Source organism: Novosphingobium capsulatum NBRC 12533 (genome assembly GCF_001598375.1).
GTDB lineage: Bacteria > Pseudomonadota > Alphaproteobacteria > Sphingomonadales > Sphingomonadaceae > Novosphingobium > Novosphingobium capsulatum.
On record NZ_BCYV01000009.1, the window covers coordinates 119,032 to 138,534 of the forward strand.

The 19,503-nt window shown below is 65.5% G+C and carries 23 protein-coding genes; 11 read left to right on the top strand and 12 right to left on the bottom strand.

What is annotated here, in order from left to right; genetic code table 11:
* Positions 1–156: 156 nt before the first annotated feature.
* From SCA01S_RS22175 to SCA01S_RS09050, 4 genes are all read right to left on the bottom strand, one after another.
* Positions 157–432: a hypothetical protein gene (locus SCA01S_RS22175; RefSeq protein WP_157088912.1), complete on the bottom strand. Its 276-nt coding sequence runs from the start codon at positions 430–432 to the stop codon at positions 157–159.
* 321 nt (positions 433–753) lie between these two features.
* Positions 754–1,575 (bottom strand): DNA adenine methylase, encoded by an 822-nt coding sequence (locus SCA01S_RS09040; RefSeq protein ID WP_084390887.1) that lies wholly within the window; start codon positions 1,573–1,575, stop codon positions 754–756.
* Positions 1,576–1,735: 160 nt separating this feature from the next.
* Positions 1,736–2,758 (bottom strand): phage portal protein, encoded by a 1,023-nt coding sequence (locus tag SCA01S_RS09045; RefSeq protein ID WP_062784971.1) that lies wholly within the window; start codon positions 2,756–2,758, stop codon positions 1,736–1,738.
* Entirely contained in the window at positions 2,751–4,586 is a 1,836-nt protein-coding gene (locus tag SCA01S_RS09050) for a terminase large subunit domain-containing protein (protein WP_062784973.1), read from the bottom strand. The genes SCA01S_RS09045 and SCA01S_RS09050 overlap by 8 nt, the downstream gene beginning before the upstream one ends.
* 145 nt (positions 4,587–4,731) lie before the next feature.
* On the opposite strand from SCA01S_RS09050, the gene SCA01S_RS09055 reads away from it, so the two are divergent.
* From SCA01S_RS09055 to SCA01S_RS09095, 11 genes are all read left to right on the top strand, one after another.
* Complete coding sequence (locus SCA01S_RS09055) at positions 4,732–5,595, top strand: GPO family capsid scaffolding protein (protein WP_062784975.1); 864 nt, start codon at positions 4,732–4,734, stop codon at positions 5,593–5,595.
* 36 nt (positions 5,596–5,631) lie between these two features.
* Positions 5,632–6,714, top strand: a complete 1,083-nt coding sequence (locus SCA01S_RS09060; RefSeq protein WP_062784977.1) for a phage major capsid protein, P2 family — start codon at positions 5,632–5,634, stop codon at positions 6,712–6,714.
* A 176-nt stretch (positions 6,715–6,890) separates the two neighbouring features.
* Positions 6,891–7,631 (top strand): phage terminase small subunit, encoded by a 741-nt coding sequence (gpM, locus tag SCA01S_RS09065; protein ID WP_245652503.1) that lies wholly within the window; start codon positions 6,891–6,893, stop codon positions 7,629–7,631.
* A gap of 110 nt (positions 7,632–7,741) precedes the next feature.
* Positions 7,742–8,215, top strand: a complete 474-nt coding sequence (locus tag SCA01S_RS09070) for a head completion/stabilization protein (protein WP_084390888.1) — start codon at positions 7,742–7,744, stop codon at positions 8,213–8,215.
* Between the two features lie 104 nt (positions 8,216–8,319).
* The gene (locus SCA01S_RS22180) at positions 8,320–8,463 is read left to right on the top strand and encodes a hypothetical protein (RefSeq protein WP_157088913.1); all 144 of its coding nucleotides are present in this window, start codon (positions 8,320–8,322) and stop codon (positions 8,461–8,463) included.
* Positions 8,460–8,678 carry a tail protein X gene (locus SCA01S_RS09075; RefSeq protein WP_062784981.1) on the top strand — a complete coding sequence of 73 codons (219 nt, stop codon included), beginning with the start codon at positions 8,460–8,462 and terminating at the stop codon, positions 8,676–8,678. The genes SCA01S_RS22180 and SCA01S_RS09075 overlap by 4 nt, the downstream gene beginning before the upstream one ends.
* A gap of 4 nt (positions 8,679–8,682) precedes the next feature.
* Positions 8,683–9,054: a hypothetical protein gene (locus SCA01S_RS09080; protein WP_062784983.1), complete on the top strand. Its 372-nt coding sequence runs from the start codon at positions 8,683–8,685 to the stop codon at positions 9,052–9,054.
* The gene (locus SCA01S_RS22945) at positions 9,047–9,172 is read left to right on the top strand and encodes a hypothetical protein (protein ID WP_281191365.1); all 126 of its coding nucleotides are present in this window, start codon (positions 9,047–9,049) and stop codon (positions 9,170–9,172) included. The genes SCA01S_RS09080 and SCA01S_RS22945 overlap by 8 nt, the downstream gene beginning before the upstream one ends.
* The gene (locus SCA01S_RS09085; protein WP_062784985.1) at positions 9,169–9,648 is read left to right on the top strand and encodes a phage tail protein; all 480 of its coding nucleotides are present in this window, start codon (positions 9,169–9,171) and stop codon (positions 9,646–9,648) included. The genes SCA01S_RS22945 and SCA01S_RS09085 overlap by 4 nt, the downstream gene beginning before the upstream one ends.
* 5 nt (positions 9,649–9,653) lie before the next feature.
* A complete protein-coding gene (locus tag SCA01S_RS09090; protein WP_062784987.1) occupies positions 9,654–10,124 on the top strand; it encodes a phage virion morphogenesis protein in 471 nt (156 codons plus the stop codon).
* A 648-nt stretch (positions 10,125–10,772) separates the two neighbouring features.
* Entirely contained in the window at positions 10,773–11,165 is a 393-nt protein-coding gene (locus SCA01S_RS09095; protein WP_062784989.1) for a type II toxin-antitoxin system HicB family antitoxin, read from the top strand.
* Positions 11,166–11,189: 24 nt separating this feature from the next.
* Here SCA01S_RS09095 and SCA01S_RS09100 read toward each other — a convergent pair whose 3' ends face one another.
* The 8 genes from SCA01S_RS09100 to SCA01S_RS09135 all read right to left on the bottom strand — a co-directional run bounded on the left by SCA01S_RS09100 (position 11,190) and on the right by SCA01S_RS09135 (position 19,431).
* Entirely contained in the window at positions 11,190–11,702 is a 513-nt protein-coding gene (locus tag SCA01S_RS09100; RefSeq protein ID WP_062784991.1) for a hypothetical protein, read from the bottom strand.
* Positions 11,699–12,451 carry a peptidoglycan-binding protein gene (locus SCA01S_RS09105; RefSeq protein WP_062784993.1) on the bottom strand — a complete coding sequence of 251 codons (753 nt, stop codon included), beginning with the start codon at positions 12,449–12,451 and terminating at the stop codon, positions 11,699–11,701. Before SCA01S_RS09105 ends, SCA01S_RS09100 begins: the two co-directional genes overlap by 4 nt.
* A gap of 173 nt (positions 12,452–12,624) precedes the next feature.
* Positions 12,625–14,916, bottom strand: a complete 2,292-nt coding sequence (locus SCA01S_RS09110) for a hypothetical protein (protein WP_157088914.1) — start codon at positions 14,914–14,916, stop codon at positions 12,625–12,627.
* Positions 14,849–15,844 carry a hypothetical protein gene (locus SCA01S_RS09115; RefSeq protein ID WP_062784998.1) on the bottom strand — a complete coding sequence of 332 codons (996 nt, stop codon included), beginning with the start codon at positions 15,842–15,844 and terminating at the stop codon, positions 14,849–14,851. The genes SCA01S_RS09110 and SCA01S_RS09115 overlap by 68 nt, the downstream gene beginning before the upstream one ends.
* 3 nt (positions 15,845–15,847) lie before the next feature.
* Positions 15,848–16,339: a hypothetical protein gene (locus SCA01S_RS09120; RefSeq protein WP_062785000.1), complete on the bottom strand. Its 492-nt coding sequence runs from the start codon at positions 16,337–16,339 to the stop codon at positions 15,848–15,850.
* The gene (locus tag SCA01S_RS09125) at positions 16,339–17,832 is read right to left on the bottom strand and encodes a hypothetical protein (RefSeq protein WP_062785002.1); all 1,494 of its coding nucleotides are present in this window, start codon (positions 17,830–17,832) and stop codon (positions 16,339–16,341) included. The genes SCA01S_RS09120 and SCA01S_RS09125 overlap by 1 nt, the downstream gene beginning before the upstream one ends.
* Positions 17,832–18,482 carry a phage tail protein I gene (locus tag SCA01S_RS09130; protein WP_084390889.1) on the bottom strand — a complete coding sequence of 217 codons (651 nt, stop codon included), beginning with the start codon at positions 18,480–18,482 and terminating at the stop codon, positions 17,832–17,834. The genes SCA01S_RS09125 and SCA01S_RS09130 overlap by 1 nt, the downstream gene beginning before the upstream one ends.
* Positions 18,472–19,431, bottom strand: a complete 960-nt coding sequence (locus SCA01S_RS09135) for a baseplate assembly protein (RefSeq protein WP_084390913.1) — start codon at positions 19,429–19,431, stop codon at positions 18,472–18,474. The genes SCA01S_RS09130 and SCA01S_RS09135 overlap by 11 nt, the downstream gene beginning before the upstream one ends.
* Between the last annotated feature and the right edge of the window lie 72 nt (positions 19,432–19,503).

The window sequence follows — 19,503 nt, forward strand, 5'->3', positions numbered from 1 at the left end:
AAGGAGAGATGACCGGAAACATTGGGAATCCAACTCGCGTAGCTGTGCTCCGCGCCCGCCCAAGGTGGTTCGCCATTCGACGGGAAGCGGAACGGCAGTCCATCGTCTGTTGAGTCGTCCAACCGGGCGCGCCCCCTACGCGCAGAGAATTCAAGTTTAGAGCAGTTCCGGAGACGGAGCTCTGGTCCGACGGGCATGTTTAAGTTGCCCACCCGACGATTTCAATTCAATACCTTCCAACTCGCGCATGGTTGCCCCGCGTGCCGGCCGACGCATGGAACCCGAAATCCATGGCTTTAGACCGTAATCCTTGCGGCGAAGCTGTGAAATTTCCGAGGATCCAGTTTTAATGACGCTCACAAAGACCGTAAGGAGGATAAGCGCCACGAAGCCAAAAACGATGGCCCCCACAGTTCCTATCAGCTCATTCATGACAGCACTTCCATTTCGATGATGGGCGCCCTGGTCAGCGGTCGCGGCCCCTTAGTGCGGCATACGGCGTCGCGCAAGCCTTATCGGATCAACATTGGTCAGGGTCAATGAACGATTCCGGAACGGCTGGGTTCCGATATCGAGGTATGAGAGTGCCCACAGGCGCCTAAAAAATCATTCATCCCCGCTCCCCACTCTTTCGTATGGTGCAGGCACTTTCGCTGAGCCAATGCCTAAAGGCAATACGTTTCAGCTTCGATCTATGCTTGGGTCAGGCACTGCCACTGTCCAGTGGTTACGCTGGTCAATGGCAGCAGGAGCTTATCCGCTGACAATTACCTCCCCTACCACCTTGCTTTGCGCCATGCCGCCCACAGTATAGCGCACAGGCACGGCTTGAATCGCGAATCCGGCGAAGATGCGGCGCACGTGGGGGTGGTCATTCAGCGAGAGGATGAATCGCCCTTTGAGGCCGCGCAATTGGTCGGCCATGGCGGTGAACTGGTCGCGGTCGAACAGGTCGCGGCCATAGAATCCCTCAGCCCCATAGTAAGGTGGATCGAGGTAGAACAACGTGCCTGGGCGGTCGTAGCGGGTGAGGAAGTCGGACCAGGGCAGGCGTTCGATGACCACGCCCGAGAGGCGTTCGTGGGCGGCTTCGATCAGGGGGCCTACTTTGGCGACGTCGAAGCGGGCACTCGCACCAAGATCGACCCCGAAATTGCGCCCGACCACCGTGCCGCCAAACGCCAAGCGCTGGAGATAGAGGAACCGCGCCGCGCGTTCCAGGTCGGTGAGCGTGGTGGGGTCTTGCCGGCGCAGGCGTTCGAAGCCGGCGCGGCTGGTGATTTGCCAGCGCAGCATGTCCATGAAGGCCACATAATGCCGCTGGATCACGCGGAAGAAGGTGGCGACATCCTCGCTCCAGTCGTTGATCACTTCGCACTTGGGGCGCTGGTCGCGGCGGAAGAATACGCCGCCCATGCCGACGAACGGTTCGGCATAGATGGTGTGCGGGGTGGCGTTGATCCGTTCGACCAGGCGCTTGGCCAGCATCTTCTTGCCGCCGATGTAGGGTGCGGGCGGGCGGATCGGGGTGATGTGCTCGTGCGTGCCCATGGCGGCGGCTTGAGTCGACAGCATCAATCTTGTTCCTTATATGTTCCATCACGCCGATTCGGCAGGCGGGATGGACCGGGCAGGGCCCGTTCGGGACATGACGAGGAACAGTCGTCGGATATGGGGCGTTGGCGCGCCCCTTCCCCCGCCTTCCGACCGGCTTGGCCGGGGCGGGCATTTCGCATCAGCCGGGCGCGGCGATCTGGGCCACGTCGGGGGGCTGGAAGGCCAGCGCCGGGGCGCCCAGCCAGTCGTTCACCTCCAGCATACGCTGCTGGATCGGCACGATCTCGAGTTGGTAGAAAGTGCGGGCGGCATCGACCACGTTGCCGAAGCCGCCGCTGTTCTTGGGCACGATGCCGAGCAGTTGCGGTGGAACGCGGTGCGCGGCCAGCATATCCTGCGCGGTCATGTCCTTGATGTCGGTGAAGGCGTCCTTGGCGCCGACTTCACCAATGGGGATCACTTTCACGCCCTCGGGCTTGCCCTTGGCGATGTGCAGGAAGAAGTTGCGGAAATTGCCCGGCCCCTTGCTCTGGCGCATCGCCTCGCGCAGCTTCTGGCTGTCACCTTCGGAAAAGCCTTCCTCGCTGACATAGAGGATATAGCCCGCGTGGCTGCCGTTGATGTAGTATTTGCGGCGGAACAGCGTCGCCGCCTCGTTGAGCAGCCCGGCCTGCAGCGAAGACAGATATTCCGGCATGCCGTAGATTTCCTGGAGCGGGTCGGGCTCCATCAGCTGGTGCACCGCGCCGGTCGGAAACTCGGTGGCGTCTTTGAGCCACATGCCCGGAACATAGAAGAACTGGCCCGGCTTGAGCCCCACGCGCGTATAGGCGGCGGGCGACGGGCGCAGCAGGGCCGGTCGCCCGGCCACGTTAGGCACGCTTTCGAGATAGCCATTGCCGAAGATCAGCCAGTCCAGCGCCCAGCGCGAAAAGTCGCTTTTGGACAGCCAGCGGCTCGGCACGAAGCTGGAGACCAGCAGGTTGCGCTTGAGCAGGATGGCCGACTGGTGGTGCGCCGCCATGCGGTAGCAGCGGCCAAGGCCCGCCTGGGAAATCGGCGGCTCGTACCAGCGGCCATTGTTACTGACTTCCACCAGATCGAAAATCTCGCGCCGATCGAGCACGGGCGTCGCATCGCCAAAGGCAAAGGCGACGGAGCCCGCCGGGGCGGCCACAGCTGCAGCCGGTTCGTCAGACATCGAAAATCTCCATGGTGGATGTGCCGCCGACTGCCTCGCTGGCGTCGAGCGGCTCGAAGTGGAGGGCGTGCATCGTCGCCCAGGCCAGGTCGGCATGGCCCACGCCCCCGGCCCGGCCGGCGACATAGGTGATGCCGTGTTTGGTGATCTCGGGACGGATGGCCATGAACGCGCTCATCATGTCGAGCCAGCCCGCGTCGAATTGAAGGCGCCCGGTGGTGATCACATTCTTGGCTTTGAGCACCATCTGGCTTTTGGTCAGCGGCGAATAGGTGATCGGCGTCACCAGTGGGAACCACTTGCGCACCAGTTGCTCCACCGCCTTGCCCACGCCCGTGGTGTCGATGGCGATGCGGGTGACGCGATAGCGCCCGGCCATCTCGCGAATCGCGGCGGCCTGCTCGTCGAACTGCAGGCCCTTGAGCCGCTTCTTTTCGAGGATACGGAACTTGGCGCCCGGCGTGATCGGCGCGGCCAAGGCGACCAGCGCGGCATCGTCGCCCGTGCCGTTCTCGCTGGCGTTGGGGTCATAGCCCAGCCAGACTTCGCCCTCATAAGGCCGCGCGGCGTAGGGCTGGAAGTCGCGCCACACTTCCCAGCTATCGACCATGCAGCGGCGCATGATTTCGAAGGGGAACATCGACTGGCTGTCGTCGAGGAACAGGCAGCGGAACAGGTTGTCGAACTCGTCCACCGCATACTCGCGCTGGAGCTCGTCCACGTCGACCAGGTCGAAGCCTTTGGCCAGGGCATCGAACACGGTGACGATCTGGCGCCAGATGCCGTCGGCGCCGATCGCGCCGTCCTTCAGGTCGGCATGATCGATGGCGATGCGCACCTTGTCGGCCTTGGCGCGGCGGCGATTGAAGCGGTCGCCGCTCCACATCGGATAGGCTTCGTGCGCCAGGGTGCTCGGCGTGGAGAACAGCGTGCGCGTGTAGATCTTGTGCGTCGCCATGGCGGCGGCGACTTTGAACAGCTCTTCGAATCCGTAGATCCAGAAGCACTCGTCGATGATCACGTCGCCGTGATAGCCCTGCGCGGTGCGGTAATTGGTGCCCAGGAAATAGAGCTCGACCGGATCGAGCGGCGCGCCGGTCTCGTCCTCGCCGCGCTGGATGGCGATGGGATCGCCTTTCAGCGTCACCCCGCAAACCTTCTGCACCCATTGCACGATATAGGCGCGGAAGATGTTGGCCTGGGCGCGCGAGGCGGAGAGGAAAATCTGGTTCTTGCCGGTCTCGAGCGCCACCAGCAGGCGTTCGCGCGCGAAGTACCAGGTGGCTCCGATCTGCCGGCTCTTGACGATCATGCGCGTGCGCAGATGCGTGGTGGAGAGCCAGGTTTCCTGGTGGCCGAACAGACCCGCCAGCATGTCGGCGCGCAGGGCGGCCGCCATCTCGGGCGTGATCAGGTTCTTCGCCTTCTCCTTCTTGGCGTTAGTGGCCTTGGCGCCCTTGGCCCGGTCGGGGTTGAGATCCGCCTCGTTGCCGCCCTCGCCTTCAAATTTGCCGATGCGCGCGAAGGTCACGAACTGGCGACCGAGCAGGTCGATTTCCTTGAAGTCGCTGCCGGTCTTTTGCTCTTTCGCCAGCAGGGTTTGATAGCGGACCCACAGACATTCCTCGGCCCGCGCGCGCGGGCTGGCCGCGTCCCAGCGTTGGCGCTGTTTCCAGCTCGATAGCGTGGAAACGGCAAGGCCGGTTTCCTCGGCGATCTGCGCAATCGACCAGCCCCGCCAATAGAGCAAGCGCGCCTCGATCCGCTGCGCAACATGCGCAGCAATCACCGGGTTTTCGACGGGGGCAGTTTTGGGAACGGGTGCCATCGCCGGCCACGCTATGGCCCTTGGGCAGGGCTGTCGGCGGGGGCCGATTGTAAGGCCCGGTTTCACAACGCGCCCGCGTTGAGATGCGGCGCGATCCGGGGCCTGGTGCGGTTGTCCCGCCGTAACTCCTGGACCGGAGCCCTGAATGCCCAAGTCCCGCTTTTTCCGCGTCGCCGTCGAAGGCGCCACCACCGATGGCCGCGCCATCGAACGCCAGTGGCTGATCGACGCCGCCGAGACCTACGACCGCAGCACCTATGCCGCGCGGGTCAACCTGGAGCATATCCGGGGCGTGACCGCTGATCCGCCGTTCCAGGCGCTGGGAGACGTCCTGTCACTGCGCACCGAGCAGGTTCAGTTGACAGTGGGCGGCAAGAACGAAAAGCGCCTGGCGCTGTTTGCCGAAATTGACGCGCTCGATCCGCTGGTCGCCATGAACAAGGCGGGCCAGAAGCTCTATAGCTCGATCGAGATCAGCCCGAATTTCGCCGGCACCAACAAGGCCTATCTCGTCGGCCTGGCCGTCACCGACAGCCCGGCCAGCCTGGGCACGGAAATGCTGCAGTTTGCGGCTGCCCAGGGCGACAAGTCGCCGCTGCGCGCCCGCAAGCTCGATCCGGCCAACCTGTTCAGCGTGGCTGAGGAATTCCAGCTCGAACTGGCCGACGAAACCGACGATCCCGCCACTGGCCTGATCGGCAAGATCGCCGCCTTCTTCGACGGGCTCACCGCACGCCAGGTGGAACCGCCTCCCGCGCCGGCTGCACCGGCTGTCCAGCCCGGAGCCGATGCCACGGCCTTTACCGCGCTGACCCAGGCCATGAGCCAGGCCGTCACCGAACTGGCCACCAGCTTCCAAGCCTTCGCCCAGGCCAGCAGCCAGCGCGCGGCGGCTCTCGAAGGCCAGGTGGCTGAGATCGCGGCCACGCTCGAGCGCACGCCTGCCACCGCCTTTGCGCAGCGCCAGCCCGCCACCGGCGGCGACAACCGCGTGCGCACCGACTGCTGATCGGCAGGCCGGCCCTCTCTTTTCAAGGAACGATCCATGCGCAACGAAACCCGCATCCTCTTCAACAGCTATGTCAGCCAGATCGCGCTGATCAACGGCGTGCCCGATGCCACCGTGCAGTTCACCGTCGCCCCGGTGGTGCAGCAGACCCTGGTCGAGCGGATCCAGCAGTCGAGCGAGTTTCTCTCCTCGATCAACATGGAGCTCGTGCCGGCGCAGGAAGGCGAAAAGGTCGGCATCGGCGTTACCCGCACGATTGCCGGGCGCACCAACACCGCGAACAACAACCGCCGCCAGCCCAGCGATCCCACCGACAGCGCCGAGATCGATGGCTATCGCTGCGAGAAGACCGACTTCGACTGGGCAATTCCTTATGCCAAGCTCGACGCCTGGCGCCACAAGCCCGAGTTCGAGACCATCCTGCGCGACGCGATCCTCAAGCAGCAGGGCCGCGATACCATCATGATCGGCTGGAACGGCACCAGCGTGGCCGCGCAGACCGATCGCGCCGCCAACCCTCTGCTGCAGGACGTCAACAAGGGCTGGCTGCACAAGATCCGCACCGTCGCGCCGGCGCGCTGGCTGAATGATGGCGCGCTGACGGCCGACGCGACCAAGGCGATCTACGTCGGGTCGGGCGTGGAACTGTTCAGCCCGGACGCCGGCAATACCGCCACGGCGCGCGCTGATTACGTCAATCTCGACGCGCTCGTGATCGATGCCATCGAACTGCTGGACGAATGGCAGCGCGACAGCACCGACCTGGTGGTGATCGTGGGGAGGGACTTGGTGCACGACAAGTACTTCCCGATGATCAACAACGCGGGCGACAAGGCCACCGAGCAGGAAGCGCGTGACCGCATCCTGCGCTCGGACAAGCAGATTGGCGGCCTGCCCGCCGTGCGCGTGCCGTTCTTCCCAGCCCGCGCCCTGCTGATCACCAGCCTCGATAACCTGTCGATCTACGAGCAGGAGGACACCCGCCGCCGCCAGCTCAAGGACGAGAGCGAATACAACCGCATGGCGAACTACGAGAGCGCCAACGTGGCCTACGTGGTCGAGGACTACGGCAAAAGCGCCTTCGTCGAAAATATCGTGCTGGCGCCCAAGCCGGCCTGATGTTGCGGGGCGGCGGCAAAGCCCGCTGCCCCGGCCCCTGCCGTTTTTGTCCTTTCCGGCAGGGGCCACCCCCACAAAAGGGGCGGCAAACGGTGCCCCTTCCCTGCCCAGCGTCGGCATCCCTCCGAATTTATGGGGCCGCGCTGGGCAGGTTTTATAACCCAGGAGAACCGCCCATGTCTCTCGCTCGCCGTCACCGTGAATTGCACCGCGCGGCCCAGGCCGGCGCCGCCAGCGTTGCGCCGCGCGCCGCCGATGCACCGGCGCCCATGCCCACCACCGGAGCGGTGGCGAGCGAATATGCGCTGCTGCTGGCCGCGCTCGGCCAGGATCTACAAAGCCTGCGCCAGATCCAGTCGGTCGAGCGCAAGATCGCCGCCAAGGCCGGCATGATCGGCCGCTATCGCGCCTGGGTCGAAGGGTCGATGCGCTCCGATCCGCCTGTGCAGGACGATATCGTCGGCACGATGCTGGTCTGGGCGATCGACGTGGGCGATTGGCCGCTGGCGCTCCAGCTGGGCGCGCATATCCTCACCGCCAATCTCGGCCTGCCCGAACGCTACAAGCGCAGCCCCGCCGTCGTTCTGGCCGAGGAAGTCGCCGACAGCGCCCTGCGCGTCGCCAGTGGCGTGCCGCGCGAAGTGCTCGAGCGGACCCTCGCTCTCACTGCCGATTACGACATGCCCGACCAGGTGCGCGCCAAGCTGCACAAGGCGCTGGGACTTGCGTTTCAGGCCGAGGCCGACGCGTTCGATCCCGAGGCGGAAAGCCAGCGCGCCGGTGGCAAGCGCGCCCTGGTCGATGCCGCGCTCGATCACGTCGGCCGCGCGCTCGAGCTCGACCAGAGCGCGGGCGTGAAGAAGATCATCGAGCGGCTCACCGCCGAGCTCAAGAAGCTGCCCGCCGCTAACGACTGACCCGCCTTCACCAGCTGCGCCACCCGCGCCGGGGGGCGGGAACGGTCGGGGAAGCATCCGCTCCCCTCGCCCGCGCCCTCACCCCCCACCCCCTTCGAAAGCCTGCGCTCATGAGCTTTGTCAGCGTCCCACCCGATCCCGTCTCACCGCCCGGCTCGACCATGCCGGGCGATGGTTGGTGGCCGGACATCGACTGCAACGCCATGCGCGATGCCCTGCGCCTGGGCGAATTGGTCACCCACGCCCGCCTGCTCGGCGCACTGGAAGGTGGATTGCTCACCGTGGAAGGCGAACTGGCCATCTGGCGGGCCGCGCGCGAGGCCGAAGGCTGCGCCAGCCTGGCCGAGGTGGAACCCGCCCGCACCATCGGCGGCAAGCCGCGCGCCGTGGTGCTCTATACCCGCGCGGTGCGCTGCGCGGCTGCCGCCGAACTGGCCGAAACCCACCGCGACGTGACCGCCACCACTCACGGCCAGGCCCGCGCCGACGACGAGAAACTCACCGCGGCCGATTACCGCCGGATGGTCACCGAGGCGGTCCGCGATCTCATCGGCACCACGCGCGTGGCGATCGAGTTGATCTGAAAGGAATCGCTATGTTTCGAGGCCAACCCAAAACCGCCCCATGTCCGCAGACGCCACCGCCACCGCAAAGCGAACGGGGTTATCTTGATCTGCCGGAGATCCGCATGCGGCGCTGGGCAATCGAACAGGCCATCGCCGCGCGCACGCATGGCTGTAGCTATGTGCAACTGATCGATGCCGCCGAAGCGATCTATAACTTTGCGCTGGGTACCGTGCACGTCATCGATCCGGGTAAGTCGTCCGAATGACCACCACCGCCACCGCACAGCAGGGCGAAATGCTAGATGCCGTGTGCTGGCGGGTGCTCGGCACCACGGCCGGCGGGGTGGTCGAGGCGGCGCTCGATCTCAACCCTGGCCTCTCGCTTTCCGCACAGATCGCCGAGGGCACGACGGTCATCCTGCCCGATCCTCCGGCAACCCACGCAACCACCACGCTCGACACCACCAACTATTGGGACTGACACCATGGCCGACTGGCGCGATTTCTTTTTCTGGTGGCTAGCCAGCCTGTTTGCCGCCGCCACCGTGGTCGCGGCCAAGCTCGGCCTGCGCCTCTATGGCCTGGCAGGCGATCCGCCGGTCGATCCCGCGCTGGCCGAACACTGGCATCGGCGCCGCCGCTATGTGGCGATCGGCGAAGTCTCGGCCCTGCCCGCCTTCGCCACCGTGTCGGTGGTGCTGGTCAGCTTCTACCACCTCGATCCCGTGGTGGCAGTCCTGATCGCCATGGCGCAGGGCATGGTCGGCTTTGCCCTATTGCTCGATGGTGCGGCGTGGCTGTTCCGCAAGCGCTTGGGGCTTCCCGAGCCTGCCGGCGGGGAGATCGGCAATGGGTGATATCCTGCTCGGCGCGATCACGCTCGCCAGCCTCGCTGGCGCGGCCGTTGCGGCCGCTTTGGCTGTACCCCACCACCTGCAGCTGCGCGCGCATCGCCGCACCGGCGCGTCGCGGTGAAAAAGCCAGATCTCCTGCGCGCGGCGATCACCGCGCTCTTGCCCGAGCTCGGCCGCGATCCCGATCGCCTGGCCATGTGGGTGGAAAAGGGCAAAGTGATCGCGCGCCAGGGTGCGCAGCGCGGCTTTGCCTGGGAATATGACCTGATCGTGCTGATCAGCGGTTATGCCGGCAATCCCGATGTGATCATGTTCACCGTGTGCGAATGGCTGCGCGCCCAGCAGCCCGATCTGCTCGCCAGCGGCGCCGAGGGCATCCCCTTCGAAGTCGACGTGCTCGATGCCAACACCGTGGACGTGCAGATCACGCTGTCGCTCAACGAAGCGGTGACGGCCAGCCCTGGCGATGCCGGGCGCTGGAACCTCGCCACCGTCGCCCAGGCGGTGCCGCTGATCCCCGATATCAGCCAGATCGGCCCCGGCCTCACCTCGATCTGGGTCGATGGCCAGCAGGTCGCCCCCCGCAATCTGGATTGAGGCCAATGGCAGACGGCGGCCTCGACCACCTGGCGCCCTGGCTGGAAGGCTATCTCCAACGCCTCAAGCCGGCCGAACGCCGCAAGCTCACACGCAAGCTGGCCAAGGCCCTGCGCGACCGCAACGCCAAGCGAATCCGCGACAATGTGCAACCCGATGGTTCGCCCATGGAACCGCGCAAAAGCCAGCGGGACCGACGCGGGCGCCTGCGCAAGCGCAAGGCCCGCATGTTTCCGAAGGCCGCCTTGGCGCGCAACCTGCGAGGCGTTGCCCGCACCGATGAAGTGGTGGTGAGCTTCCGCCCCCTGATCCAGCGTACCGCCGAGGTGCACCACTTCGGCGAGGAAGCGCCTGTCGATCCGCGTATCCGCAATTCCATCCGCGTGCGCTATGCCGCGCGCCGTCTGCTGGGCTTGAGCGAAGCGGATGTGATGCTGATTCAGGAAAGTAGCATCAGCGCGAAGAGCGCTAACTAGATAGCAGAAATCTGTTGACATATATTTTTCAAAAGCTTGCTTTGACGGAGAGCCCAATTTTTCGCGCAAAAAGCGCTAATTAGGAATTTTCGACGCACTCGCGCGTTCTTCCCTTGTGCATCTGACATGATCCGTCAGATAATGCTGAACCTCAGCTGGTAAGGCAGAGGTTGCAGATAACGACTAGTGTCAACAAGCCTGGGGGTTCGAATCCAGCTTATTGACCACGCGTAGCGACAGGAGGGACGAACGAGAGATTTGAGGATCCGGAGAATTGCCGGAATAGAAAAAGGACCGCCCCAAAAGGAGCGGCCCTTTCCTGAAAAGTCCGGACGGCATGCCGTCGCGAGCTCCTCTCTAGCAAGTAGAGCGTCGCACGATTGCCTTCCGGGCACAACCCCTGGTTGTAGGGAGGCTGTGGTATGATCCACATCCGATCGTATTTGCGCGTTCGTTTTGGCCGCAAAGAATTCGTTCGCGCTCACTGGCGCAAACGATAAATAAAGTTAAGGTCTCGCCGAGGCTTGTGTAGCCTTGGCGAGACCACTTTTTGACCGCACTCTTAACTATGACCCAAAATTCTTAAACGCTTTACAGCAATCAGCGAGGCATGCAGGCCGGCTTGAAGCTACCTCGCGGAATGAGACGATGAAAACCTTTATTGCCCTGGTCCACAAGGACGAAGACAGCGCCTGGGGGGTGACGTTCCCCGATCTGCCCGGCTGCTTTTCCACAGCCGATACCCTGGCCGAGGTGCTGCCCCAGGCCGTTGAGGCCCTCGAGCTTTGGTTTGAGGATCAGCCCTTGGCAGAGCCGCGCAGCATGGAAGCGATCAAGGCCGAAGTGGCCGACGATCTGGCCGAAGGCGCTTTCCTGATGGCCGTGCCCTACATGCACACCACGGGAAAGCCGGTGCGCGTCAACGTGTCGCTCGACCGTGGCATGCTCGATGCCATCGATGCCGCCGCCGCCGCACGGCGCCTGACCCGCAGCGCATTCCTGGCCGAGGCCGCCCGCAACGAGATTCGCGGCGTGCATTAAGGGCGAGCGGGACTGGCGCCAGTCCTATGGCGCGGGCTGCGGATCATCCAGCCCCAGCGCCCAATCCCGCAAAGTGAGCGCATAGGCGGTCACTTCGCTGCAGGCTTGCACGTCCTGTTCGGATACCACGACACCAGCGGTGGGCATTTCCGCGCGAAGGCCGGCACCGTCACCCGTGGCGGCGGCAAGGGCTGGGCCGCCTGCACTCGCAGCGGCTTGGGGCTGCATGCGGTGAGTGACAGCATAGGCAGCGCCAGCAGCGCGAGCTTGAGCAAGTTCGGTTTCATTGGCTTGGTCCTGTTGCGCGGCTTTCATCCGATAAACCGCTTCTTGGTGATGGATCGCCTCGGCTGCGAGGCGGGTTGCTTCGGCTTGGGCCGCGATATAGCCGGCGCGATCGGCGGCACGGCCGATCGCTTCCGCACGGGCGGCCTGGCGATAATGGTTGGCCGCCGCCGTCATCGCGGCAAAGGCCAGCGCGGTGACCAACACCAGGCCGGCAGCCCAGCGGGCAAGGATCGCGCGCAGGCCAGTCATGCCACACCTGCCAGCACGCCCAGGCTACGAGCCCGGCGCCGGGCAACTTCTTGAAGCCCGATGATCTTTTCAGGCTTCAGTTTCGGGTCGCCAGCATTCACCAATCCGCGCAGGCCGACAAAATCGCCACGGTCGCAATAGACATTGGCGCTGACGCGATCCCAATAGTCGCACGCCGCGCGCACCATCGCTCCCGCGTCGCCGCCGTGGATCTGATCGGCCGTTACGCCGAGGCGCGCAAACAGCGTGTCGAATTCAGTCTTGCCGGTGTGCTGGATCAACCCTCCGCCGCGATAGAGCCAGCCATCGCTGTCGGAGGTGCCGTTGGCCTGGTTGCCCATGCGCGCGCCATAGACCAGGTTGGCCAGTGCGACGTCTTCCCGGTCTGGGTCGGTCGGATCCCAGGCGTAGGGCAGTGCCTGGGCCAGCGTCTTGAACCGCGAGGGCCAGATTTCCAGCAGGCGCCGCGCGGAATAGCGCAGGTTTTCTTCGAAGCGGGTATAGCCGCCGGTCTCATTGCCGGTCTGCGCCAGCCATTCGGCCAGGCGCGCGGGATTATTAGTGATGCCATACCGGGGCAATTCGACAGCAGCCGCACGGCCAAGCGCGCGCAGCATGGCGTCAGGCTGGCGCTGCGCCTGATGCGCCAGCAGCGCCGTGCAGGTGGATGGCCCCCATGCGCCATCAAGTGGGCCGGGGGCATAGCCGGCCTGGGCCAGAGCGGCCTGGAGCCGCCGAACGTCGATCATGGTGGACACCTCTCGGAAGGGAGAGAGCCCGCCATGCCAGCACGCGCGCGGGAATGAATCGGTGCACGACTGTGCGAAAGGGTCTTACAACAAGCGCGCGATGGCCTGTCGTAAGGCTATCGCGCGCGTGAGGGACCGGGTGGCGGGGTAGAGGCGGGGCTTACCCGATGTCGTCAGGTGACCGGCGTTTCGCTGTGCAACGCCCAGTTGTGCATGGGCACATTGCCCAAATTGGCCGAGCCGGCGTAGATCAGGGCATCGCCGGCATTGTCGCGGATATTGCCCTTACCGAACACGGCGCCGCCGCTGCTGTCGGCAAAGCCGTAGCGCAGTATCCAGCCCGCCGCCCAGGCACTGGCAAAGTCCACAGCGATCTGGTTGCGGCCGACGATCCGAGCATTGCTGATCGGGACGGAATTGCCGGCGGCATCCACCAGGGAATAGCCCAGATTGGTCTGCAGCCCCCCAGCGATGGTGTCGTCCTTCACCAGATAACGCCCACGCGCGACCGGATAGGTGGCGAGCAGGCTGTTGCCCATGCGGACAACCTTGGTCGGTTTCATGGCGGCAGCCTTCTTGCCTCGCTCGATCCAGTTGTAATGTGCCACCGCCCAATAGGCGCCCATCCATTCCACCCCGTTGGCCGCCAGGTGCGGTGGCGAGGCCGTGTGGGGCGGCAGGGGATATTCGGGGCAAGCGATGCAATAGTAAGGGTTATCGTGCAGCGCGGCCTGCTGCAGGGCAATGCCGGGATAAGCCCGGCCATAAGCCAGGTGGCTGCTGATCTGCGTCAGGATCATCGGCAGGACCAGATCGGGCTGATTTGCGGTAATCCTGGCCTGGGCCTGTGCGGCCGCCCGAATGCTCTCGATCGTCGCCGCCCAGGCCGCTGGCGCGGTGTTGTTGCCGTAATCCTCCTGCCCCTGCTCAAGACAGATCATCTGCGTGGCGATCGTCGGCTTGCCATAGGCTGCGGCTGCAGCTGGGCCATAGCTGATGTCGTTGAGTAGCCGCGTGAACGGCCCACTACCCGGCGCCAGCCCCGCCGCTGCCGTCGCACCCTGGCCGGGCGCCGAGAAAAGCCATTTGCGGTTCCAGGCCGACACGTCGACGCCATCGGCCGCGTAAAGCTGCCGTAGCATCCGCGCCATGCCCGACGCCGGGCTTTCGGCGTTGGGGGCATTGGATTGCTCTCGCAGTCCGGTCAGAGACGCGTGGATGGTGGCAGGATCGGTGCCGCCATCCTGGCTGCGCACACCACCGGCATAGCGCAGCGCGTAATCGAGCGCGGCGGCATTGTTCACACGCTCGGTCTGGGACAACGAAACGCTCTGCCCATAGATGATGAAATGCGGGATTTCCGCCGACGCTGCCCAAAGCGTCGGGTCGGGTGCCGGTGCGAGCGCTGCCACCTTGGCCTGCAGATCCAGCACCGCATCGGCTGTGACCGGTTGGCTGGTGTAATTGAATTCCACGGCAACCTCGAGCCGCACCGCCGTCGACCAAGCAGGATTGGCGATCGATGCGGCAGCAAGCCCCCCAGTGGTGGACCAGCCCGTGCCGTCAGCCGCCACCCCGGCGGTCAGCGGCAGAAACCCGGTGCCAGGGATCTGCAGAATCTCTCCGGCCACCAGATTGATCGCCGTCTGGCCAAAGCGCGCGGGCGTGAGCACCACATCGGTGCCGACTTCGGCCGCATCGATCGTGGCGGTGTAAGTCGCCAACCGGTTCAACGTCGTGCCGTTGGGCAGATAGCGCGTCATCTTGAACGCGCCGCTGCCCGCCGGCTTGATCAGCAGCTTGCCAAATGCGCAATCCTGCCCGGTCGCATCGCGCAGAAGAACGCCTGCGGCATTGGCAACGCCCGTGCCCGCCGTGGGCGTGCCGGTGCGGCCGATGCGCTGGACCATTGCTTTCTGCAGCTTGGCAATCGCCGCGGCGTTGCTGGTCACCGCCGCCTGCAGCGATGCGACCGCCAGTGCGTTGGCCGAAACCGTGGCCTGCAGGGCATTGAACGCCACCGCCGTTACCGGCTGCGTCGTGTATTTGAAGGTAATGCCCAGTTCGAGCCGTGCACCCGTCGACCAGACCGGATTGGTGATGGTCGTGGCGCCGAGCCCCGCGCTGGTTGACCATCCCGCGCCATCGGCCGCAACGGCAGTTACCGGCCATGCGCCGGACCCTGACAACTGGATAAACTCGCCCGCCTTGAATGGCAGTGATGCAACCCCGAACCGCGCGGCGTTGAGCGTAACGACAGTGCCGACTTCGGCACTGGTGAAAGTCGCAACATAGCCAGTGTTGACCCGCGTATAGACCCCGGCCAGGAGCGCATAACGATAGAGGCTGAAAGTAGTCGCTGCCTTGACGAACACCGGCAGGCTGTCGAGTTCGCAATCAACTGGCACCTGGTCGCGCAGCAGCACGCCAGGCTGGGAGACCGCAGTGCCATCGATAGGTGGCACGGTGCGCCCGATCGTCTGATAGGCGACCTGCCGCAGCAGACCAACCGCTGCCGCATTGTCCGCAGCGGTAGGCCTGCAAACTCGACAGCGCCGCCACGCTGGTCTGTAGAGCATTGAACGCAGCCGCCGTTACTGGCTGTGTCGTGTACTTGATATTGAGCCCCAGCTCGACGCGCGCGCTTGTGCTCCACACCGGGTTCGTGATCGTCGCCGCGCCTGCTCCGCCGGTGGTCGACCAGCCCGTGCCATCGGCAACCGTAGCGGTTACGGCCAGGACGTTGGGACCATAGACCTGCGCCACCTGGCCGGCCGCGATCGGGATCGAAGACACACCGAAGCGTGCGGGCGTTAGATTGACGTTCGTGCCTGCTTCGGCGCTGGTCAGGTTGGCCGTGTACGTCGCCACGCGCGTGAGCAGCGGGCCGCTCACCGTGTAGAGGGTCAATTGCAGGGGCCCTGCGCCGCGCACATAGAGCGGAATGGTTTCGATGGTGCCGGCCTGCAGGGCAGCATCGCGCATCGTCACGGGATAGGTGGTGGCTGCGCCGGCAATTGGCGCGACCGGGCGGCCGATCGTTTGCGTCGCGATCTGCCGCAGCAGGGCAACGGCAGCAGCGTTGTCGGTGGCTGTTGCCTGCAGGCTGGCAAGTAGGTTTTGCGCGACCAGCGTCCAGTAATAGGCCCCGCGCGCACCGGCAGGTGCACCGGGGATATCCGCGTCGGTTGCCGCATTGGCGTAGCGGCCAGCCAGGTCCGCCGCATCCGCTGCTTCATCGCGCAAGTTGCCCGCCTCGGCCAGAACCGGCGCGGCGCCGGCCTCCACCAGCGGCGCCAGATCAACGCGCTTGGCCTCACCATCCTTGAGCACCACCACGGTTTCGGCACCATCTGGTGCGACGACTTTGGGCAGGTCGGAAATCTTGGCCATAGATCAGCCCTCCACCCACAGCCGCTCGGCCGTGGCGTCAAAATCGATGAGGTTGGCCGCCGGCATCTGCGCGATCACGGCGGCGATGCGGTTGGACGCCGCGCGGATGGCGTCGATCGCGGCACGGCGGGCGAGCGCTTCGGCCAGGCCTGCCGGCGCCGGGGCGCCGGTGGCGGCGGCCAGGGCGGCCTGGGCGATCACTGCGTTGTCGTTGGTCTGCCGTTCGATCGTAGCGATGGCTTTGATCCGGCGCGCGGCCTCGGCATTGACCGCGGCACTCGCCCGCACGCGCAGCTGCTCGATGCTGGGTGGCACCACCGGCGCCAGGACAGGGCGCCCCGCGTCGTTCGGCACGATCTGGCGGCCCTGGGACTGCGCGTCCATCAGCTGGCGATGGCGCAGACGCGAAATACGCACCGCGTCATCGGGCAGCACTGGGTGGTTGGCGGCGTGAAAAAAGCCGCCACGCGCGGCGCTGTAGTAGATGTGGGACATCACACCCCCAGGAAAAATGCGTTGAAGCCGTCGAGGCGCATGTCTTGGCCGTCGTCGGACTGGGTCTGAATCGTGCAACTGGAGAGGCCAGGGTCGCCGACGAATTGGCACCACAGATCGCGGCTGATCGAGAAGACGGTGTTCCACCCGGTCAGCGAAATGGGGACGACGAACGCGGCGAAGCTGTCGGGGTAAGCGACGGTGAGCACACGCTCGGTAGTAACCACCTGGCGCACCTGCACCCACATCAGCTTGAGCCCACCGGGCAGCGTCCAATAGCCATTGGGTGTCAGGCTCTTGGGCAGGCCAGCCAGGCCGGCGGGCGTGACTGCCTTGCCACCTTCGTTGCCCGCCAGGATCTCGGCCGCACTGGCCGCTGCCAGGTTGATCGTGGGATTGCCGGCGAGCACACCGCCGCCGGTCAGCAGGCCGCCGGCCGAGACGGTTGCAGCGCCATTGGCCTTGGCGGCTAGGGTGGCGAGGATCGTGGCGAGGCTCGCCGGGGTAACCACCTTATCACCCGCCACGCCGGCCGCCGCCTCGGTAGCACTGGCTGGGTTGAGCGTGAGGGTGAGATCGCCCGCTAGCGTGCCGCCACCCGACAGCAGGCCTCCGCCGGTCTGGACCTTGCGCCCACTGGGCACCGCGCCGACGTCGCCAGATGAGAGCACGACGGCACCGACCTTGCCGTTGACCGATCCCACCGGCGATGGCGTGGTGATCTCGAGCCAGTTGGCCAGCGTGCTGGGCGGCAGGGCCTGCAGCACATAGACCAACCCAGAATCGGCACGTACGGCGAAGTCGCCCACCGTCGCGTCAGCCTTGGCGAGCATCGCGGCCTGGTCAGCCACCGGCCACACGTCGATCAGGTCGATCGCCGGGCGCTGATCGACGGCAAGCTTGCCATCGGCGCCGAGCGTGGCCACGCCGCTGGCTGCGCCGAGCTGGGCTGCATTGACATAGCCGGCCAGGACTTCGGCCATCACGGCGGGCGTGATGATCTTGTCGCCCACCGCACCGGCCCGCGCCTCGGCAATGGTTGCCAGCTGGGCCACGCCGGAAACCGTTTCGGTGGCCGGGGGATTGAGAAAGCTCGTGTCGCCGAACGTGATCGCGGCTACATCGGCGGCCGCGAGTGTCCAATCGATCGCCAGGTAGAACGTCGCGGCTGCGGCCTTCTCGAGGATCGCGTCGGGCTGGCCAAAGACGGCAAACAGCGTGCCATCATCGAGGTAGAGGGCAATGCCGCGCACGGCATAGCTATCGGTGCCGCTGTCACGCAGCGTGAGGTGCACGGTGTCCGGTACCACGGCGAGGCCGGAAACCGTATCGATCCGCTTGAATTCGCCGGGCAGCGCTTCGAGCGTCGGCGCGGCCACAAACGCCGCTTGGGTCAGCCCGGCTTCGACGATGTGCACGGTGCGCGTGCCACCGGCTGGATCGACCATGGCCGCGCGGCCGGCATCAGTGATTTGCAGGACAAGCGCGGTCATCAGGCACTCCCATCGATAAATTGACCAGCATCGTCGGTAAGCGGTTCGCCGATCTCATCCGTGATCAGCGCAGCCCAATCGGTGCCGCTGGTGTCAGGCCCTGCGCTTGCGCGACGGTAGAGCGCGGCGTGCGCGGCGGCGGTGGCTGCGGCGGCGCCGGCCACGGCCAGGTCGATCACGACGTCGAAGTGGCTGCGCGCGGGGGAGACGCGGACGACATCGGCAATGATCTGCGCGGTGGTGGCAGCAGACACGCGCGCGCCACCAGCGACGCCATCGGCGCCGATCGCCGGCAGATGCACGGCAAAGGTGTGCGGCACGCCGCGCGGTGCGGTCTGGTGCCACTCCACCAGGGTCAGCAGGCTATCGATCCCGGCCAGCGCGGTCTTGACCGCCGTGACGCTGCCCTTGCGGCGCTGATCCTCGATCGCACTCGCCGTCACCGCGCGCTTTTCCTCTTCGGACCACTCGGCATCCCACTTGTCGACCGACAGCGACCAGGCCAGCCACGGCAGCACGGCAATCGGGCAGGTCGCCGGGTTCCACAGCCGCTCAATCGGCAGGTCGATGTCGTGGAACCGCAGCCCCAGGCGCGCGAGCGCGACTTCCAACGGGGTGGAATTGGGTGGGAGCAGGCTATCACTCGACACGGCCGGCGATCCTCACGGCAGTGCCGACGCAATTGGCGCATTGCAGCTTGCCCACCGCCACATCGTCGGCCGGCTTGTTGATCAGGGCATTCTGCACCCCCGCGACCACGGCGGCGGCATAGAGCCCGGCGCGGGTGATCGAGCGACCCATCTTGCGCGAGGCGGTCTTGTAGGCCTCGACCCCGGCTTGCGCTGCGGCGAGCACCACCGTCTCGTCGGGGCCAGTAAAAAGCGTCAGATCGATATCGATTTCGTAATCGACGATCTCGGCCGATTGCACCTGGGGCAGATCGGTGACGGGCCGCACATCCTCGTCGGCGGCGATGGCCAGTTCAACTGCCTCGATTTCATCGTCGCTGGCCGAACCATCGCCCAGGCTGGATAGCAAGGCGACGAGCACGGTGCCCGGCCAGGTCGCACCATCGAGCGCGGCGGTCATGTCCGCCACCAGGCCCGCGTCGGCGCCATGGTCGGCCAGCACGCCCAGGACCATCGCGCGGATGTCATCTGGCCGGGGGCTGGTGACGCTGGCGTCGGCAATCGTGCCGGCGGCCGAAAGCGCATAATAGCGATAGGCGCTGGCCGGCCCGGCCACGGAAAAGGCTTCGGGCGCTAGCTGGATTCGCCCCTTGTAAGCATCGTCCAGTTCGTCGGGCAGGCGCGCGACGTTGAGCAGCGCGCCCAGCTGGTCGAGGTTGCTGCCGGTAGCATAGGCCAGCATGACCTGGCGCGCGCGCTCGTTGAATGTCTGGCGGATCAGCATCTCGCGATAGGCGAACACCTCGAGCACTTTCACCGCCGGATCGCTCAACACCGTAGCGTCGAACGTGGGTAGATCCTCGCGCAGCTTGGCCACGGCAGCAGCGCGGATGTCCTCGTAGGACATCTGCTCGACCACGGTGGGCGCGGGCAATTGCGATAGATCGATTGCGGTGGTGCTGTCGGCCATGTCCATGGGCTTGCCGCTGGCCCGGCCACTCTGCCACCCGCGCGCGTTGTGAGCGGCGCCCCTACAATCGGC

Excerpts from the sequence above, each read along its gene's own strand:
- SCA01S_RS22175 (WP_157088912.1), bottom strand. The coding sequence starts at position 432 with ATGAATGAGCTGATAGGAACTGTGGGGGCCATCGTTTTTGGCTTCGTG.
- SCA01S_RS09040 (WP_084390887.1), bottom strand. The coding sequence starts at position 1,575 with ATGCTGTCGACTCAAGCCGCCGCCATGGGCACGCACGAGCACATCACC.
- SCA01S_RS09045 (WP_062784971.1), bottom strand. The coding sequence starts at position 2,758 with ATGTCTGACGAACCGGCTGCAGCTGTGGCCGCCCCGGCGGGCTCCGTC.
- SCA01S_RS09050 (WP_062784973.1), bottom strand. The coding sequence starts at position 4,586 with ATGGCACCCGTTCCCAAAACTGCCCCCGTCGAAAACCCGGTGATTGCT.
- SCA01S_RS09055 (WP_062784975.1), top strand. The coding sequence starts at position 4,732 with ATGCCCAAGTCCCGCTTTTTCCGCGTCGCCGTCGAAGGCGCCACCACC.
- SCA01S_RS09060 (WP_062784977.1), top strand. The coding sequence starts at position 5,632 with ATGCGCAACGAAACCCGCATCCTCTTCAACAGCTATGTCAGCCAGATC.
- gpM (WP_245652503.1), top strand. The coding sequence starts at position 6,891 with ATGTCTCTCGCTCGCCGTCACCGTGAATTGCACCGCGCGGCCCAGGCC.
- SCA01S_RS09070 (WP_084390888.1), top strand. The coding sequence starts at position 7,742 with ATGAGCTTTGTCAGCGTCCCACCCGATCCCGTCTCACCGCCCGGCTCG.
- SCA01S_RS22180 (WP_157088913.1), top strand. The coding sequence starts at position 8,320 with ATGCGGCGCTGGGCAATCGAACAGGCCATCGCCGCGCGCACGCATGGC.
- SCA01S_RS09075 (WP_062784981.1), top strand. The coding sequence starts at position 8,460 with ATGACCACCACCGCCACCGCACAGCAGGGCGAAATGCTAGATGCCGTG.
- SCA01S_RS09080 (WP_062784983.1), top strand. The coding sequence starts at position 8,683 with ATGGCCGACTGGCGCGATTTCTTTTTCTGGTGGCTAGCCAGCCTGTTT.
- SCA01S_RS22945 (WP_281191365.1), top strand. The coding sequence starts at position 9,047 with ATGGGTGATATCCTGCTCGGCGCGATCACGCTCGCCAGCCTCGCTGGC.
- SCA01S_RS09090 (WP_062784987.1), top strand. The coding sequence starts at position 9,654 with ATGGCAGACGGCGGCCTCGACCACCTGGCGCCCTGGCTGGAAGGCTAT.
- SCA01S_RS09095 (WP_062784989.1), top strand. The coding sequence starts at position 10,773 with ATGAAAACCTTTATTGCCCTGGTCCACAAGGACGAAGACAGCGCCTGG.
- SCA01S_RS09100 (WP_062784991.1), bottom strand. The coding sequence starts at position 11,702 with ATGACTGGCCTGCGCGCGATCCTTGCCCGCTGGGCTGCCGGCCTGGTG.
- SCA01S_RS09105 (WP_062784993.1), bottom strand. The coding sequence starts at position 12,451 with ATGATCGACGTTCGGCGGCTCCAGGCCGCTCTGGCCCAGGCCGGCTAT.
- SCA01S_RS09115 (WP_062784998.1), bottom strand. The coding sequence starts at position 15,844 with ATGGCCAAGATTTCCGACCTGCCCAAAGTCGTCGCACCAGATGGTGCC.
- SCA01S_RS09120 (WP_062785000.1), bottom strand. The coding sequence starts at position 16,339 with ATGTCCCACATCTACTACAGCGCCGCGCGTGGCGGCTTTTTTCACGCC.
- SCA01S_RS09125 (WP_062785002.1), bottom strand. The coding sequence starts at position 17,832 with ATGACCGCGCTTGTCCTGCAAATCACTGATGCCGGCCGCGCGGCCATG.
- SCA01S_RS09135 (WP_084390913.1), bottom strand. The coding sequence starts at position 19,431 with ATGGCCGACAGCACCACCGCAATCGATCTATCGCAATTGCCCGCGCCC.